This window comes from Pseudomonas sp. ANT_J28 (assembly GCF_008370005.1).
In the GTDB taxonomy this organism is placed as follows: domain Bacteria; phylum Pseudomonadota; class Gammaproteobacteria; order Pseudomonadales; family Pseudomonadaceae; genus Aquipseudomonas; species Aquipseudomonas frigoris.
The window spans coordinates 1-14,223 of record NZ_VOBM01000007.1; the positions used below are offsets into that span (position 1 = coordinate 1).

The window sequence follows — 14,223 nt, forward strand, 5'->3', positions numbered from 1 at the left end:
GGCCAGATCGACCGCCACGGTTGTGCAGGCCGACAAATCGGAAGAAGACAGGGATTGATCAATCGAACTATGATTTTTCATGGACTCGCCCTCGCTGTCGTTGGCTGTTTAGACTGCCACCGTGGCGGATTGACGCCTCGGCTTGGGCGAGTCCATCCAATTACAAGGGTTGCGGTTAGCCTCTGGGATGGTGTTTGGCGTGCAGGTCTTGCAAGCGGGCGCGGGCGACGTGGGTGTAGATCTGCGTGGTCGACAGATCGCTGTGGCCGAGCAGCATTTGCACTACCCGCAGGTCGGCGCCGTGGTTGAGCAAGTGTGTGGCGAAGGCATGGCGCAAGGTGTGCGGCGACAGCGACTTGCCGATCCCGGCCACCTTGGCCTGGTGCTTGATGCGATGCCAGAAGGTCTGCCGAGTCATCTGCTCGCCGCGCTGACTGGGAAACATGACATCGCTGGGACGCCCGCCAAGCAGCTCCTGGCGGCCATCGCGCAGGTAACGCTCGACCCAGACAATCGCCTCCTCGCCCATCGGCACCAACCGCTCCTTGCTGCCCTTGCCCATCACTCGCAGCACACCTTGGCGCAGATTGACCTGCTCCAGTGTCAGGCTGATCAGTTCCGTCACACGCAAGCCGCAGGCATAAAGCACTTCGAGCATGGCGCGGTCGCGTTGGCCGATGGCTTCGCTCAGGTCAGGCGCTTTTAACAAGGCCTCCACATCCGCTTCCGACAGGGATTTGGGCAACGGCCTACCCAGTTGCGGCATATCGACACGCAAAGTCGGATCGACGGCGATCAGCTTTTCCCTCAACAGATAGCGATAAAAGCCACGCACACCGGAGAGAAATCGTGCGGTGGAACGGGGTTTGTAGTTTTGCTCCAGGCGCCAGGCCAGGTGATCGAGAATCAACTCGCGCCCGGCATTGATCAACTCCAACCCTTTTTCCTGCAGCCAACCGTTGAACAGGGCCAGGTCGCTGCGATAGGCATCGCGGGTGTTGTCGGAAAGACCTTTCTCCAGCCACAGAGCGTCGAGGAATTGGTCTATCAGGGGATGATCGATGGCGGGCATAAAGGCTCAGGCAAGACCGACAGTACGGCCAAGGAAGATAAATCGCAGGCAACAAAAAAGCAGCCCGTAGGCTGCTTTTTTCTGCATCGGAAGCTGGACTTAAGCCAGTTTTTCCTTGATGCGAGCTGCTTTACCGGACAGGTCACGCAGGTAGTACAGCTTGGCTTTACGTACGTCACCGCGACGTTTAACGGCCATGCTGTCGATTTGCGGGCTGTAGGTCTGGAAAGTACGCTCTACGCCAACACCGTTGGAGATTTTACGAACGGTGAAAGCACTGTTTACGCCGCGGTTACGCTTGGCGATAACAACACCTTCGAACGCTTGCAGACGCGAACGGTCGCCTTCCTTCACTTTCACCTGAACGACAATGGTGTCGCCCGGGGCAAAGGTAGGGATCTCTTTGGTCATCTGCTCTGCTTCGAGTGCAAGGATGATTTTGTTAGTCATGCTGTGCTCCTAAGGTAAATCGTCGGATCTACCATCGATACGTTGTTAACTATCGTCCCGCTCGCGGATGTATTCCTCGAGCAGCTTCTTCTCTTCTCCAGAAAGCGAGCGGCTTTCCAGAAGATCGGCGCGTCGTTCAAAGGTCCTACCAAGGGACTGCTGTAAACGCCAACGCCGGATATGCGCGTGATTGCCACTTAGCAACACGTCGGGAACACGCTGATCCGCATACACCTCCGGTCGGGTGTAGTGCGGGCAATCCAGCAAACCATCCGTAAAGGAATCTTCCTCGGCGGAGTCCGCATGCCCTAAAGCTCCAGGCAGCAGTCGTGTAACCGCATCGATCAGGACCATCGCCGGCAGCTCGCCGCCAGACAGTACATAGTCGCCAATCGACCACTCTTCATCGACATGAGCCTCTATAAAGCGCTCGTCAATGCCTTCATAGCGGCCGGCAATCAGGATCAATGCATCCAGATTCGCCAACTCGCGTACCGCCGACTGAGTCAGTTGACGGCCTTGGGGGGACAGGTAAATTACCTTCGCCGCCTCCCCGGCTGCTGCCTTGGCCTGAACCAACGCATCTTCCAGGGGCTTGATCTTCATCACCATGCCCGGACCACCGCCAAATGGGCGATCGTCCACAGTGTGATGTCGATCCGTCGTGTAGTCTCGCGGATTCCAACAGGTGAGCTGCAAGAGCCCCTGTTTCACCGCACGACTGGTGATGCCGTACTCGCTGATGGCGGAGAACATCTCGGGAAACAAACTGATCACTTCTACGCGCAAGTTAGCCACGCTTAGAAGTCCGCATCCCATTCCACCTTCATCTCGCCTGCGGCAAGGTCGACGGCCAACACGCATTGCTCCGTATAGGGCAACAGGCGTTCGCGATCATCCAGGCTGCCAGCGCAAGGCTTGACCACCATTACATCATTGGCGCCGGTTTCCAGAAGATGATCGATTTTCCCGAGCAATTGCCCGAGTTGATCAATGACCTTCAGACCTTCCAGCTGGTACCAGTAGTACTCGCCGTCGGTCAATTCAGGGAACAGGTTGCGCGGCACGCAGATCTCATAACCAGCCAGAAGACGCGCTTCTTCACGATCATCAAGACCCTTGAGCTTTGCGACCAGGAACTTGTCGCTCCCGCGTCCGCTGACCAGCTCGACCTGTTTCACATTACCTTCGCGCTTGAGCGTCCAGGTTTTGTACTGCAACAGGTTTTCAGTCGGATCAGTAAAGGAATACACCTTCACTTCGCCGCGAACGCCATGAACCGAATAAATTTTGCCAATAACGATCAAATCATCAGCAACAGCTGGCGTCGCGTTCATATTGCTCAGGCCGCAGCCTTAGCCGCGTCCTTCAACAACTGAGCAACACGCTCAGAAGGTTGTGCACCAACGCTCAGCCAGTAGGCTACGCGCTCTTGGTTCACGGACAGACGGACTTCTTGACCACGAGCAACAGGGTTGAAGAAACCAACCTGTTCCTTGTGCGAACCGTCGCGCGGGTTGCGGCTGTCGGTTACGGTCAAGTGGTAAAACGGGCGCTTTTTGGAGCCGCCAAGGGCAAGACGGATTGTTAGCATGTGAACATCGTTCCTGTAGTCGGTGCTGCAAATCTAAAGGCACAGCGGGCATAGGTGCCCGAAAGGCCGCATATTCTAAGGAATATCCGGACTTTTGCAAATGACTTTTTCCGGCGGCCTTTCAGTCGCCATCAAGATTTGCTATAGAGCCGTCGTTGAAAACGGCCAGTCAGCTCCCGCCAAGTGCGGGTTTGCTGGAGATCCCACTTCCGTGTGGGAGGTGCAAGGGCAAGCCCCTGCGTAAATTATTTACATTCTCGGCATGCCGCCGCCGGGCAACATACCGCCCATGCCGCGCATCATTTTGGCCATTCCGCCTTTTGCGGAGAATTTCTTCATCATCTTCTGCATCTGCTTGTGCTGCTTGATCAAGCGACCGATGTCCTGCACCTGAGTGCCGGAACCCATGGCGATCCGGCGTTTGCGCGAACCGCTGATCAGCTCAGGGTCGCGGCGCTCGGCCGGGGTCATGGAATTGATGATGGCTTCCATCTGCTTGAATTGTTTCTCGGCCGCACCCTGAGCGTTGCCCATCTGCGCCAGGTTCATGCCGCCGATATTTGGCAGTTTGTCCATGAGGCCGCCGAGGCCGCCCATGTTTTTCATCTGTTGCAACTGATCGCGGAAGTCTTCGAGGTCGAAGCCCTTGCCCTTCTTCAGCTTCTTGGCCAGTTTGTCGGCCTTGTCCTTATCGAGGGTCTGCTCGGCCTGCTCGATCAGGCTGAGTACGTCGCCCATACCAAGGATGCGCGAAGCAATACGCTCAGGATGGAACGGCTCGAGCGCTTCGCTCTTCTCGCCCATACCGATGAACTTGATCGGCTTACCGGTGATGGCGCGCACCGACAGTGCAGCACCGCCACGGGCGTCGCCGTCGACCTTGGTCAGGATCACACCGGTCAGCGGCAGCGCGTCGCCAAAGGCCTTGGCCGTGTTGGCGGCGTCCTGACCGGTCATGGCGTCGACCACGAACAGCGTTTCGACCGGGTTGATCGCGGCATGCAGCGCCTTGATCTCGCCCATCATCTCTTCATCGATGTGCAGGCGACCGGCGGTATCGACGATGACCACGTCGATGAATTTCAGTTTTGCTTCTTTAATAGCCGCTTGCGCGATGTCGACCGGCTTCTGGCTCAGGTCGGACGGGAAGAAGGTAACGCCGACTTCACCCGCGAGCATTTCCAGCTGCTTGATCGCCGCCGGACGGTAAACGTCCGCAGACACGACCATGACCGACTTCTTCTTGCGCTCTTTAAGGAAGCGCGCGAGTTTGCCGGCGGTGGTGGTTTTACCCGCCCCCTGCAAACCGGCCATCAGCACGACGGCTGGAGGAACGGCGCTCAGGTTCAAGTCTTCGTTGGCCGCGCCCATCAGGCTTTCGAGCTCGGCCTGGACGATCTTCACGAAGGCCTGGCCCGGCGTCAGGCTGCGCGACACCTCGGTGCCGACGGCGCGTTCCTTGACCGAATTGACGAAGTCCTTGACGACCGGCAAGGCGACGTCAGCTTCGAGCAACGCCATGCGCACTTCGCGCAGGGTGTCTTTGATGTTGTCCTCGGTCAGCTTGGCCTTGCCGGTGACATGGCGCAGCGTCTGCGAGAGACGGTCGGTTAAGTTTTCAAACATTGCGCGATCCTTTCAGGCCCTGTGTAGACCGGGATAATGGCGGCCCAGACCGGAATAAACATGTGCTCGGCGAGCCTGCGGCGTGGGCAGGTCGCGGATTATAGCGAAGACTGCGTCTGGCGGACACCTCGTCGTCAGGTTGCATGGTCTTTCGTGCTGCGGGGGTTCTATGCCAAACTCAGCGCCTTTCGGGCTTGCCTAACAGGATTTATGCTCCCCTTGTCACCCAGTCTGCTAACTACCCTCGCCGCCGCCTGCTTATATGCCGCTGCGACTCTCTATCAGGGCACTCGTCTGGCCACCGGTGCCAAGGCGAACAAACGCCTGCTGGTCACGCTCGGCGTACTCGCCGTGCTGGCTCATAGCGCCAGTCTGTTCACCCATCTGCTGACACCGATTGGCCTGGGCCTGGATTTTTTCAGCGCCGCCAGCCTGATTGCCGCCGCGGTGATTGCCCTGACGCTGTTGGCCTGCTCGCGGATCCCTGTGGAAAACCTGCTTATATTGCTGTTCCCGCTCGGTGCCGCCACCGTGCTGCTCGCACAGTTCGCCCCCGCCGGCACCGTGCAGATCATCGACGAAGAACCGGGCATCCTCGCCCACATCCTGCTGTCGATCCTCGCCTACGGCATGTTCACCATCGCGGTATTCCAGGCGTTGCTGCTGCTGGTTCAAGACCATCAGCTCAAGCACAAACACCCGTCCGGCCTGATCAAGAACTTCCCGCCGCTGCAAACCATGGAAAGCCTGCTGTTCGGTTTCCTCTGGGCCGGCTGGACCCTGCTGTCGCTATCGCTGATCTCCGGCTGGCTGTTCGTCGACAACCTGTTCGCCCAGCACCTGGTGCACAAAACCTTGCTGGCATGCCTCGCCTGGATCGTTTTCAGCGTGCTGCTCTGGGGCCGTAACCACCTCGGCTGGCGCGGACACAAGGCCATTCGCTGGACCCTCGCCGGTTTCTGCCTGCTGATGCTGGCCTATTTCGGCAGTAAGCTGGTTCGTGAATACATCCTGCATATCTGACGGGCGGCATTAATGGACGACTTGCCCATAGGGCCGATGCTCGCGGTAGTGGCCCTGCTGATTTTATGGTCGGGGCTGTTTACCGCCATCGAAGCTGCGCAACAGTACTTGCTCGCCCAGCGGACCGCTTCGCGTTCGAGCGACAAGCCGGTGGCAAAACTGAGCTTTTCGCTCAATAGCCTGATCCTCTGCAACACCCTGTGCCGCGCACTGGTCGTGGTCATTAGCACCTTGCTGGCGATTTTCACTTGGGCGGAAAACGGTCCATGGGTGGCCTGCCTGGGGGCTGGCGCCGCGCTTCTGGTGTTCGCTGACTACCTGCCGCGTACCCTCGCCGTCCGTTATCCGGACGCCGTCCTGACCCTGGGCAACACCTTGCTTGGCGCGCCACTGAAAATCATCTATCCCGCCGCCTGGTTGCTCAATGGCATAAGCCAGCTGCTGATGCGACCGTTCGCCCGCAAAGTCAACGTGGTGCAGCAGAGCGAAGACCAGGCCCCGAACGATCGGCTCGACAATCACGAACACGCCGTCTGCCGCCCACACCCGCTGGCAGGCATCCATGCGCTGGACAACATCACGGTCAACGACATTCTGGTGCCACGCAGTGACGTCGACGGGGTCAATCTGGACGACTCCCTCGAGGAAATCATCGAGCAGCTTCGCGCCAATAAACGCACGCGCTTGCCGGTTTTCCACAGCGACATCAATCAGGTCGAGGCGGTGCTCAATACCCGGCAGATCCGCCATCTGCTGTCCGACGCCAGTCTGACCCGAGAGGCACTGCTGGCAGCCTGTCACGACCCTTACTTCGTGCCGGAAAGCACCCCGTTGCAACTGCAGCTGTTGAATTTCCACAAACAACAGCGACGCCTGGGCATGGTGGTCGACGAGTACGGCGAAGTGCTCGGTGTCGTGACTCTGGAAGACATTCTCGAAGAAATCGTCGGCGAGTTCGAAAGCCAGCACAGCCTGGATAACCCGCACATCCATCCACAGGCCGATGGCCGCCTGGTGATCGAAGGTGCAGCGTCGATTCGCGAATTGAACAAGAGCCTGGGCTGGCACTTGCCGAGCGACGGTCCGAAAACCCTCAACGGGTTGGTGACCGAGGCGCTGGAGACGATTCCGGACAGTGCGGTATGCCTGAAGATCGGGCGTTATCGGCTGGAGATTCTGGAGACTGAAGACAATCGGGTCTCGCGAGTGCTCATCTGGCATACGAGTTCGGCCCCAGCGGTTGTACCTGCACGATAGATCGCGGCGATCTTTTTGCCCTTGTTGAATCGTTAGCCGCCTTTCTATAATCGAGCCGCTTATCCAAGCCCCGCCATACCCAAGTGCTACCCGCACTCCGCGTTAAGCCCACATCCCTGGGTGTTCGACCATAATAATTCGCTCCACTGGGGCACATGACTGTCAGGGATAACCGCATGACGACCAGCACGACTTATAACGACACCGCGCCTGCGCAGCCGACGAACTCCGCCACCCGCGTGGCGACCGCGAGTTTCATCGGCACCGCCATCGAGTTCTACGACTTCTACGTCTATGCCACTGCCGCTGCGCTGGTGATCGGTCCGGTATTCTTTCCGCAGACTTCCGGCACGGCACAGATGCTGTCGGCGTTCCTCACCTTCGGCATCGCCTTCCTGGCTCGACCGCTAGGATCGGCGCTTTTCGGCCACTTCGGTGACCGCACCGGGCGCAAATCGACGCTGGTTGCCTCGCTGCTGCTGATGGGCGTATGCACCACGCTGATCGGCGTGCTCCCGGGTTACGACAGCATTGGGGCCTGGGCGCCGATCCTGCTCTGCGTGCTGCGCTTCGGCCAGGGCCTGGGACTCGGCGGCGAATGGGGCGGCGCGGCGCTGCTGGCCACCGAGAATGCGCCCAAGGGTAAACGCGCCTGGTTTGGCATGTTCCCACAGCTCGGCCCCTCGATCGGCTTCCTCGCGGCCAATGGGCTGTTTCTGACGCTGGCCATGACCCTGAACGACGAGCAGTTCCGCTCGTGGGGCTGGCGGATTCCGTTCCTGCTCAGTGCCGCGCTGGTGATGGTTGGTCTGTACGTGCGCCTCAAGCTCCACGAAACCCCGGTGTTTGCCAACGCAATGGCTCGCCAGGAGCGGGTGAAGATCCCGCTGGTCGAGCTGTTCAGCCAATATTGGGCGCCGATGTTGCTGGGTGCCGGGGCGATGGTGGTGTGCTACGCGCTGTTCTATATCTCGACGGTGTTTTCGCTGAGCTATGGCGTGTCGACGCTCGGCTACACCCGCGAGACCTTCCTCGCACTGCTGTGCTTCGCCGTGCTGTTCATGGCCGCCGCTACGCCGCTGTCGGCCTGGGCCAGTGATCGTTACGGGCGCAAACCAGTGTTGATCATCGGCGGTGTGCTGGCGATTCTGTCCGGCTTCCTGATGGAGCCGCTGCTGACCCAAGGCTCGACGTGGGGCGTGGCGCTGTTCCTGTGCATCGAGCTGTTTCTGATGGGCGTGACGTTTGCGCCGATGGGTGCTCTGCTGCCGGAACTATTCCCCACTCACGTGCGGTATACCGGTGCGTCGGCAGCCTACAACCTGGGCGGCATTGTCGGGGCCTCGGCGGCGCCGTTCTTCGCACAGAAGCTGGTCGCGATGGGTGGCTTGAGTTATGTCGGCGGGTATGTGTCGGGGGCGGCGGTGCTGAGCTTGATTGCTGTACTGTGCCTGAAGGAAACGCGCAATAACGATCTGAATCGGGTTGCCTGACAGATCGCCATCGCGAGCAATCTCGCTCCCACAGGGTTCTTGGTTGGCCACAGATTGTGTGTACACCCCAATTCCCATGTGGGAGCGAGCGTGCTCGCGATAGCCGCGACTCGGTTTACAACTCTACAACAACAGCCTGGGAAGCGCGGGTCGCTTTAGCACGAGCCGCTTCAATCGACTCATCCCGCGCCAACGCCACACCCATCCGACGCTGACCATTGACCTCAGGCTTGCCGAACAGACGCAACGCAGTATCCGGTTCGCTCAACGCAGCACCGAGATTGGCGAAAGCCGTCTGTGTCGACTGCCCTTCCACCAGAATCACCGCCGAAGCCGATGGGCCGAACTGACGAATCAATGGAATCGGCAGGCCCAGAATCGCCCGTGCGTGCAGCGCGAACTGCGACAGGTCCTGGGAAATCAACGTCACCAGACCGGTGTCATGTGGACGCGGCGAGACTTCGCTGAACCAGACTTGATCGCCTTTGATGAACAGCTCAACACCAAACAGACCACGGCCACCCAAGGCTTCAGTGACGGCTTTGGCAACGCGCTCGGATTCGGCCAAGGCAATCGGACTCATGGCTTGTGGCTGCCAGGATTCCTGATAGTCGCCCTTCTCCTGACGGTGACCGACTGGCGCGCAGAACGTAGTGCCGCCAACGTGACGCACGGTCAACAGGGTGATTTCGTAGTCGAAGTCGATAAAGCCTTCGATGATCACGCGGCCTTTACCGGCACGGCCGCCTTCTTGAGCGTAATCCCAAGCGGTTTTCACGTCATCGGCGCTGCGCAGCAGGCTCTGACCTTTGCCCGACGAGCTCATCACCGGTTTAACCACACATGGGAAGCCGAGGTCTTCGACAGCCTTGCTGTAATCCTCGAAGGTGTCGGCGAAGTGGTACGGCGAGGTCGGCAGGTCCAGCTCTTCAGCGGCCAGGCGACGGATGCCTTCGCGGTTCATGGTCAACTGCGCGGCGCGAGCGGTCGGGATCACGGTGAAGCCTTCGGCTTCCAGTTCCACGAGGGTCGCGGTGGCAATGGCTTCGATTTCCGGCACGATGAAATGCGGCTTTTCGGCTTCGATCACCGCTCGCAGGGCGGCGCCGTCGAGCATGTTGATCACATGGCTGCGATGGGCGACCTGCATGGCTGGCGCATTGGCGTAGCGATCCACGGCAATCACTTCAACGCCCAGGCGTTGCAGCTCGATCACCACCTCCTTGCCCAACTCGCCACAGCCACACAGCAATACGCGGGTCGCGGTTGGCGACAATGGAGTTCCGATACGGGTCATCTCAGGTCCTCAAGAAGCGGATCATCGAGGGTCGCAGCGCCTGGCGCGCTTCCCATGGGGAGAAAGCGCGGCATTTTACATGAACCGAGGGGTTTGGCTTTAACCGGGAATCGCGTTCTTGCGCAGGCGCCAGGCCATTGCGATCCAGACAATGGTTACGCCCGCGAACTTCGAGCCCATGGCGGTGAGGATCACGCCTGGAGTGAACGCATCGATCATGCCGAAGAAAATGAAGGTGTCGAGGGGAATACTCAGGGCCGAACTTATCCACAGGCGGTCGTGCAAGGGACGCTTGGTGATGCTGAACACCAGCCAATCGATGCATTCGGACACCGCGAACGCAGTGGCGCTGGCCAGCGCGATGGAGGGATCGGACGTCACGTAGGACAACACCAGCGCTGCCAGCATCGCCGCGATCGCGCCATGGCCGAAACGGGTTTGCACCATATCGCGCAAAACGAACACCAAACCACCCCAAGCCGACCAGATGATGTCCAGGTGCGGGGCGGTGGAAAAGGCGAAGTTGATCAGCACGACGCTGCTGATGTAAGCGATCAGGAAGAACATGGGGCAGCGGGATACCTGTCAATTTGGCGCACAGAGTACCGTAGGAGCTGACGAGTGCAACGAGGCTGCGATCTTTTGACGTTGTTTTTAAAGGCAAGATCAAAAAATCGCAGCCTAGTTGCACTCGTCAGCTTCTACAGGTCAGGCGTTTTGTTGATCATCCAAAGTAACCCGCTCGACTTCGCCCGCTCATGGCACAACCCCAACACCTTGCGCCGCTCTTCGTTGTCCATCCGGCTCCAGCGCGTGATCTCCTCAACTGTGCGCTGACACCCGGTGCAAATATCGTCCTCGTCCAGCGCGCAGATATTCACGCAAGGCGATCGAACCGGGCGCTCGGGCGTGCTCATTCTTCCTGCTCAACCAGATCGCGGGCATAACGTTGCGAGTTATGCACATAGTGGGCAGCGCTGGCCTCCAGCATTTTTTTCTGCGGCTCGGTCAGCTCGCGCACCACTTTGCCGGGAGAGCCCATGACCAGCGAACCGTCTGGAATCTCCTTGCCCTCACCAATCAGTGAGTTGGCGCCGATGATGCAGTTCTTGCCGATTTTCGCGCCGTTGAGGATCACCGCGTTAATCCCGATCAAGCTGTAATCGCCCACCGTGCAGCCATGAAGCATGGCGTTATGGCCGATGGTCACGCCGGTGCCGATGGTCAGCGGGTAACCCATGTCGGTGTGCATCACCGTGCCGTCCTGGACGTTGCTGTTCTTGCCGATCAGGATCAGTTCGTTGTCGCCACGCAGCACAGCGTTGAACCAGACGTTGGCGCCCTCTTCCAGTTTGACCTTACCCACCAGCACGGCATTGGGTGCGACCCAGCTCTGCGGATGGGTTTCGACGCGGGCGTCGCCCAGGCGATATTTCATCTTATTGTCCTCAAGGCCAGGCTGGCTCACGTGCAAAAAGCGGGGTTCGCGCCATACGAGCGATGGCTTCAGGTGTTGATAAACGTCTTGGGTGGCTCGTGCAGGCTGATTTTGGCGTCATAGAGCAGGTTGATCAACTCGACGATCATAATCGCCGTCAGGCCCCAGATTTTGTACTCGCCATAGCGATAGCTCGGCACGTACCAACTGTGCCCCTGGTAATCGATTCGATGGGTGTGTTCGCGCGGATCCTTGCGGAAGAACTCCAGCGGTACGCTGAAGACTGCGGCAATCTCGGCATCGTTGGCCCGGTACTCGACAAAGTCCGGAATCACACCGACATAGGGTGTGACCTTGATGCCGTGCAGGGAGATCAACGGGCTCAGCGGGCCGATCACTTCGACCAGCCCCGGCGGCAGACCGATTTCTTCTTCGGCTTCGCGCAAGGCGGTGAAAATAAGGTCCGGGTCTTCAGGGTCGCGTCGCCCGCCGGGAAAGGCGACTTCGCCGCCATGGGTCGAGAGCCCGCTGGCGCGCAGGGTCAGAACCAGTTCCGGTTCGTCACTGCGAGTGATGGGCACCAGTACCGCGGCTTCAGGGAAACGTTTGTCGGTTTCCAGTGTGCGTGGGGTGTGGTTGCTTACTCGATGCAGTAGCTCGTCCAGCATGAGACTTCTCGATTTATTCGCTACCTCGCATCATGCACCAATCGAACCGACCGCCCAACCCCATAACCACTGCATGTCGCTAAACGACAACTTGCCGACAGACACCGCCGCACGCCAAGATAGGCGCAGCATTCAGGAACCCAAGCATGAAATTTTGCAGTCAGTGCGGCAACCCGGTCACCCAGCGCATTCCCGAGGGCGATTCACGCCTGCGTTTTGTCTGTGACAGCTGTCAGGCGATTCACTATCAGAACCCCAATATCGTCGCCGGTTGCGTGGCGACCTGGGGCTCCAAGGTCTTGCTGTGCCGACGCGCCATCGAGCCTCGGCTCGGTTATTGGACCCTGCCCGCCGGCTTCATGGAAAACGGTGAAACCATCGAGCAGGCGGCCATTCGCGAGACGGCCGAAGAAGCCTGCGCGCGGGTGCGCAACCTGAGCATCTATACGCTGATCGACGTGCCGCACATCAGCCAGGTGCATGTGTTCTTCCGCGCCGAGCTAGTGGACCTGGACTTTTGCGCGGGTCCCGAGAGCCTGGAAGTAGCGCTTTTCGAAGAAGCCGACATCCCTTGGTCCGAGCTGGCTTTCCGCACGGTGGGCCGTACCTTAGAATGCTTCTTCGCTGACCGGCGGACCGAGGTCTACCCCGTGCGGTCCGAGTCGATCCCACCGCTTGCTCAGCCTGCCATTACATAAAGCTCCTTGATCTAAAATCACCTATAACTAAATAGTCGCGACACCTCTTAGGGATATCGTTTCAATGCGCTGGTTGCTTGCCGTGTTTTGCTTGTCGTTCGTTGCTATCTCCCAGGCTTCCGTCGCTGAAACCCTGGACGGCAAAGTCATCGAAAAAGTTCTCGTACTCAAGTCCGCCCACCAAATGCAATTGATCAATGACGGCAAGCCGATCAAGACCTATCGCATCTCATTGGGAAAAAGACCCATCGGCCCGAAACTCATGGAAGGCGACAAACGCACGCCTGAAGGTTTTTACTGGCTGGACTGGCGCAAGGTCAGTGACCGTTTCAATCTGGCGATGCACATCTCATACCCGAACATCAGTGACTCCGCGCGCTCCCGGCGTGAAGGCGTCGAACCCGGTGGCATGATCATGATCCACGGCACCCCGGACACTGAAGAAAACCCCGAAGACCTGTTCCACACGCTGGACTGGACCGACGGCTGCATTGCCATGCGCAACATGGACATGCGCGAGGTTTGGGGTTTGGTGCCGGACGGCACGATGATCGAAATCCGTCCGTAAAGGCTACCTTCGGTCGCCCTCGAAAAAATAAATTCAAAAGATCGCAGCCTGCGGCAGCGCCTACCGGGTAGATACCAATTTCACCCGTAGGAGCTGCCGCAGGCTGCGATCTTTGCTTTCAAAACCCCCACCGCTAATACCACTTCAAACCAGCAACCCTATTACCCATCAATCAGGGCAGGCTTTCCCGCGCCAACAGCAAAGTGGTCTCATTGACATGGTATTTAAGTGGTATTAGTTTTCACCCCACCACCGGGCGACAACAATCCTATATCCGCATCGGACCAAACCTACATGAATGACCTCCACGCCCTACGCCCTGACGACACCCAGCCCACGCCGTTGTACCTGCAACTGGCGCGCAATCTGGAAGCGGCGATCCATGCCGGCCAGTGGAAAGCCGAACAGGCGATGCCGTCGGAGCGCAACCTCAGCGAAATGCTGGGCATCTCCCGGGTCACTGCACGCAAAGCGCTGGAAGTTCTGTTCGAGCAAGGCCTGATTCGCCGCAACCAGGGTTCCGGCACCTTCATCACCCCGCGCCTGGAACAACCGCTGTCGCGTCTCTCGGGTTTCAGCGAGATGCTGCGGCTGAAGGGCTTCGTCCCCGGCTCGCAATGGCTGGAACGTGAAATCACTCCGCCAACCCACGAAGAACTGATCCGCCTCGGCCTCTCGCCGAACGACAAGGTCGCGCGGCTCAAGCGTCTGCGTAAAGCCGACGACACGGTAATGGCGATCGAGATGAGCACCCTACCCGCCTCGATCATTCCCAAGCCGCAAGCCGTGGGCGACTCCCTGTACGAATACCTCGACGGCATCGGCAAGCCGATCGTCCGCGCCCTGCAGCACATTCAGGCGATCAACGCCTCGGACGAATTCGCCGCCCTGGTGGGCATCGCGCCCGGCACCGCCATGCTGCTGATGACCCGGGTCGGTTACCTGGAAGACAACACGCCGATCGAAGTCACCGACACCTACTGCCGCAACGACTATTACGACTTTGTCGCAGAGCTTCGTCGCTAGACAAGCAAACGAG

General features: G+C 59.1%; 17 protein-coding genes. 6 read left to right on the top strand and 11 right to left on the bottom strand.

Translation table 11 applies throughout. The annotated features are described in order from the left end of the window. Positions 1–175: 175 nt before the first annotated feature. The 6 genes from xerD to ffh form a co-directional block, all read right to left on the bottom strand. Positions 176–1,072 carry a site-specific tyrosine recombinase XerD gene (gene xerD, locus FQ187_RS06120; RefSeq protein WP_008151625.1) on the bottom strand — a complete coding sequence of 299 codons (897 nt, stop codon included), beginning with the start codon at positions 1,070–1,072 and terminating at the stop codon, positions 176–178. Positions 1,073–1,171: 99 nt separating this feature from the next. Beyond that, a complete protein-coding gene (gene rplS / locus FQ187_RS06125; protein WP_003175895.1) occupies positions 1,172–1,522 on the bottom strand; it encodes a 50S ribosomal protein L19 in 351 nt (116 codons plus the stop codon). A 45-nt stretch (positions 1,523–1,567) separates the two neighbouring features. Continuing rightward, positions 1,568–2,341 (bottom strand): tRNA (guanosine(37)-N1)-methyltransferase TrmD, encoded by a 774-nt coding sequence (trmD, locus tag FQ187_RS06130; protein WP_154503229.1) that lies wholly within the window; start codon positions 2,339–2,341, stop codon positions 1,568–1,570. Continuing rightward, positions 2,323–2,859, bottom strand: a complete 537-nt coding sequence (gene rimM / locus FQ187_RS06135; protein ID WP_046053340.1) for a ribosome maturation factor RimM — start codon at positions 2,857–2,859, stop codon at positions 2,323–2,325. The genes trmD and rimM overlap by 19 nt, the downstream gene beginning before the upstream one ends. A 5-nt stretch (positions 2,860–2,864) precedes the next feature. Continuing rightward, on the bottom strand, positions 2,865–3,116 hold the full coding sequence (gene rpsP / locus FQ187_RS06140; RefSeq protein ID WP_007944872.1) for a 30S ribosomal protein S16: 252 nt from the start codon (positions 3,114–3,116) through the stop codon (positions 2,865–2,867). Between the two features lie 249 nt (positions 3,117–3,365). After that, positions 3,366–4,742, bottom strand: coding sequence for a signal recognition particle protein (gene ffh / locus FQ187_RS06145; protein ID WP_149628801.1), 1,377 nt, complete (start codon positions 4,740–4,742; stop codon positions 3,366–3,368). Between the two features lie 210 nt (positions 4,743–4,952). Between ffh and FQ187_RS06150 the strand changes: the two genes are divergently transcribed. The 3 genes from FQ187_RS06150 to FQ187_RS06160 all read left to right on the top strand — a co-directional run bounded on the left by FQ187_RS06150 (position 4,953) and on the right by FQ187_RS06160 (position 8,515). After that, positions 4,953–5,765, top strand: a complete 813-nt coding sequence (locus tag FQ187_RS06150; RefSeq protein ID WP_149628802.1) for an inner membrane protein YpjD — start codon at positions 4,953–4,955, stop codon at positions 5,763–5,765. Positions 5,766–5,777: 12 nt separating this feature from the next. Beyond that, positions 5,778–7,022, top strand: a complete 1,245-nt coding sequence (locus tag FQ187_RS06155) for a transporter associated domain-containing protein (RefSeq protein ID WP_149628803.1) — start codon at positions 5,778–5,780, stop codon at positions 7,020–7,022. Between the two features lie 176 nt (positions 7,023–7,198). Then, on the top strand, positions 7,199–8,515 hold the full coding sequence (locus FQ187_RS06160; RefSeq protein WP_149628804.1) for an MFS transporter: 1,317 nt from the start codon (positions 7,199–7,201) through the stop codon (positions 8,513–8,515). Between the two features lie 115 nt (positions 8,516–8,630). Here FQ187_RS06160 and purT read toward each other — a convergent pair whose 3' ends face one another. From purT to FQ187_RS06185, 5 genes are all read right to left on the bottom strand, one after another. After that, a complete protein-coding gene (gene purT, locus FQ187_RS06165) occupies positions 8,631–9,812 on the bottom strand; it encodes a formate-dependent phosphoribosylglycinamide formyltransferase (RefSeq protein WP_111451373.1) in 1,182 nt (393 codons plus the stop codon). Between the two features lie 99 nt (positions 9,813–9,911). Further along, positions 9,912–10,379, bottom strand: coding sequence for a preQ0 transporter (locus FQ187_RS06170; protein ID WP_149628805.1), 468 nt, complete (start codon positions 10,377–10,379; stop codon positions 9,912–9,914). Positions 10,380–10,513: 134 nt separating this feature from the next. Next, positions 10,514–10,729: a DUF1289 domain-containing protein gene (locus tag FQ187_RS06175; protein WP_149628806.1), complete on the bottom strand. Its 216-nt coding sequence runs from the start codon at positions 10,727–10,729 to the stop codon at positions 10,514–10,516. After that, on the bottom strand, positions 10,726–11,250 hold the full coding sequence (locus tag FQ187_RS06180; protein WP_007954617.1) for a gamma carbonic anhydrase family protein: 525 nt from the start codon (positions 11,248–11,250) through the stop codon (positions 10,726–10,728). Before FQ187_RS06180 ends, FQ187_RS06175 begins: the two co-directional genes overlap by 4 nt. Before the next feature lie 68 nt (positions 11,251–11,318). Further along, a complete protein-coding gene (locus tag FQ187_RS06185; RefSeq protein WP_149628807.1) occupies positions 11,319–11,918 on the bottom strand; it encodes a CoA pyrophosphatase in 600 nt (199 codons plus the stop codon). A 146-nt stretch (positions 11,919–12,064) separates the two neighbouring features. Between FQ187_RS06185 and FQ187_RS06190 the strand changes: the two genes are divergently transcribed. The 3 genes from FQ187_RS06190 (at position 12,065) to FQ187_RS06200 (ending at position 14,210) form a co-directional block, all read left to right on the top strand. After that, positions 12,065–12,616, top strand: coding sequence for an NUDIX hydrolase (locus FQ187_RS06190; protein ID WP_033056401.1), 552 nt, complete (start codon positions 12,065–12,067; stop codon positions 12,614–12,616). A 64-nt stretch (positions 12,617–12,680) separates the two neighbouring features. Continuing rightward, positions 12,681–13,184: a murein L,D-transpeptidase family protein gene (locus FQ187_RS06195; RefSeq protein ID WP_129441472.1), complete on the top strand. Its 504-nt coding sequence runs from the start codon at positions 12,681–12,683 to the stop codon at positions 13,182–13,184. Positions 13,185–13,478: 294 nt separating this feature from the next. Beyond that, positions 13,479–14,210 carry a GntR family transcriptional regulator gene (locus FQ187_RS06200; RefSeq protein WP_149628808.1) on the top strand — a complete coding sequence of 244 codons (732 nt, stop codon included), beginning with the start codon at positions 13,479–13,481 and terminating at the stop codon, positions 14,208–14,210. Positions 14,211–14,223: the final 13 nt, after the last annotated feature.

What these genes read in the sequence shown, in the direction of transcription:
- FQ187_RS06150 (WP_149628802.1), top strand. Translation starts at nt 4,953, where the DNA reads ATGCTCCCCTTGTCACCCAGTCTGCTAACTACCCTCGCCGCCGCCTGC.
- FQ187_RS06175 (WP_149628806.1), bottom strand. Translation starts at nt 10,729, where the DNA reads ATGAGCACGCCCGAGCGCCCGGTTCGATCGCCTTGCGTGAATATCTGC.
- xerD (WP_008151625.1), bottom strand. Translation starts at nt 1,072, where the DNA reads ATGCCCGCCATCGATCATCCCCTGATAGACCAATTCCTCGACGCTCTG.
- FQ187_RS06190 (WP_033056401.1), top strand. Translation starts at nt 12,065, where the DNA reads ATGAAATTTTGCAGTCAGTGCGGCAACCCGGTCACCCAGCGCATTCCC.
- FQ187_RS06160 (WP_149628804.1), top strand. Translation starts at nt 7,199, where the DNA reads ATGACGACCAGCACGACTTATAACGACACCGCGCCTGCGCAGCCGACG.
- FQ187_RS06180 (WP_007954617.1), bottom strand. Translation starts at nt 11,250, where the DNA reads ATGAAATATCGCCTGGGCGACGCCCGCGTCGAAACCCATCCGCAGAGC.
- FQ187_RS06170 (WP_149628805.1), bottom strand. Translation starts at nt 10,379, where the DNA reads ATGTTCTTCCTGATCGCTTACATCAGCAGCGTCGTGCTGATCAACTTC.
- trmD (WP_154503229.1), bottom strand. Translation starts at nt 2,341, where the DNA reads ATGGGATGCGGACTTCTAAGCGTGGCTAACTTGCGCGTAGAAGTGATC.
- rplS (WP_003175895.1), bottom strand. Translation starts at nt 1,522, where the DNA reads ATGACTAACAAAATCATCCTTGCACTCGAAGCAGAGCAGATGACCAAA.
- rpsP (WP_007944872.1), bottom strand. Translation starts at nt 3,116, where the DNA reads ATGCTAACAATCCGTCTTGCCCTTGGCGGCTCCAAAAAGCGCCCGTTT.
- ffh (WP_149628801.1), bottom strand. Translation starts at nt 4,742, where the DNA reads ATGTTTGAAAACTTAACCGACCGTCTCTCGCAGACGCTGCGCCATGTC.
- FQ187_RS06185 (WP_149628807.1), bottom strand. Translation starts at nt 11,918, where the DNA reads ATGCTGGACGAGCTACTGCATCGAGTAAGCAACCACACCCCACGCACA.
- purT (WP_111451373.1), bottom strand. Translation starts at nt 9,812, where the DNA reads ATGACCCGTATCGGAACTCCATTGTCGCCAACCGCGACCCGCGTATTG.
- FQ187_RS06200 (WP_149628808.1), top strand. Translation starts at nt 13,479, where the DNA reads ATGAATGACCTCCACGCCCTACGCCCTGACGACACCCAGCCCACGCCG.
- FQ187_RS06195 (WP_129441472.1), top strand. Translation starts at nt 12,681, where the DNA reads ATGCGCTGGTTGCTTGCCGTGTTTTGCTTGTCGTTCGTTGCTATCTCC.
- rimM (WP_046053340.1), bottom strand. Translation starts at nt 2,859, where the DNA reads ATGAACGCGACGCCAGCTGTTGCTGATGATTTGATCGTTATTGGCAAA.
- FQ187_RS06155 (WP_149628803.1), top strand. Translation starts at nt 5,778, where the DNA reads ATGGACGACTTGCCCATAGGGCCGATGCTCGCGGTAGTGGCCCTGCTG.